Genomic DNA, 1090 nt, shown 5'->3' with positions numbered 1-1090 from the left:
CGCTGCCACTTTTTTACAATTTCTGCTTAATTCTAAGTCATCAAAAACCCTATCCATCAGGTGTTGATTGAACTTTTTACGCTTCCAGCTGGCAATTGAAATGACACTTTCCTCACTGGTTTCTTTACCTAATCGATCCTCAATCTTCAGGATATTCAATGCCGATAATGCAGCATTTGTCTGAGTGTGAATTGCTTCTTTTTTTCGAGACTGGCAATCAACCAAACCGGTATGCTGTTTTGCATCACGAAATAAAAATTCAATTTGGAAGCGAGCTTTGTAATACTGGATAATTTTCATTGCATCTAAACGAACATCCGTTGAAAACAGTAATGCCTTACCCTTTTTTCCATTGACGTCCCAACGCAACATCACCAATTTAATGGGTCGTTTTAACGTTTTGCTGTGGACAATTTCACTATAAACCTCTTCACCATTCTCTAATATTCCATCATGATGAAAACGCAGTAATTCATGATCGAAATTCACCTTTCCATCCTATTTTTGAGGCCTCCCTTTACCTCGATAATCACCTTGATACAGCCATTGTAGATCAGCATCGATTCGCAATTTTCCAACTACATTCAACCCTGACTTCACGACCGGCGAGACAAATTTACTCTTACTGTAATACGCATCCGCAACTAAGTAATGAATACCTCTCTTTTTCAGTCGCGGGCTTTGTGCAACCGCCTGTTCGGCATACAAATCCACACGAGATTTACCCTTGTGCTCCAAGGTTTGTTGTGCTTCTAGCGCATAAGCAGTGTTCGATTTTAGATGAACAATACACAGCAATGAGGTTTCTAAACCTCGTTGTGATTCACCGGCGCAACCATTATAGAACCAACCCAATCCTTCGGTGTGTTTACCTGATTTTTGAATAAAACTAGCATCAATGGCAGCAATACATTCATCATCTCGTGAAACCACTTGTTCAAATAAACAACTATTGAAATCAGAAAAATCAAAATCTCTTTGGTACCAACGGCTAAAACGTTTCTCACTGATACCACTATAGCGGCTGAGGTTGCGATAAGTCGCCTTCCCTTGAAAAATGCATAGAACGCGAAACAACACCAACATAAAA

Annotated in this window: 1 protein-coding gene and 1 pseudogene; both read right to left on the bottom strand. The window is 39.7% G+C overall.

All coding sequences use genetic code 11. The features are described from left to right. Positions 1–375 (bottom strand): transposase (locus LU351_RS20505; protein WP_416053981.1); only part of this gene is annotated, 375 nt, incomplete at its 3' end. 123 nt (positions 376–498) lie between these two features. Continuing rightward, positions 499–1090: pseudogene (locus LU351_RS20500) on the bottom strand (hypothetical protein); the annotation flags it as partial.

The sequence above is a fragment of the Marinibactrum halimedae genome, from assembly GCF_021234875.1.
GTDB lineage: Bacteria > Pseudomonadota > Gammaproteobacteria > Pseudomonadales > Cellvibrionaceae > Marinibactrum > Marinibactrum halimedae.
The sequence above is the reverse complement of the archived record's forward strand: the minus strand, read 5'-3'. Positions and strand labels throughout refer to the sequence as shown.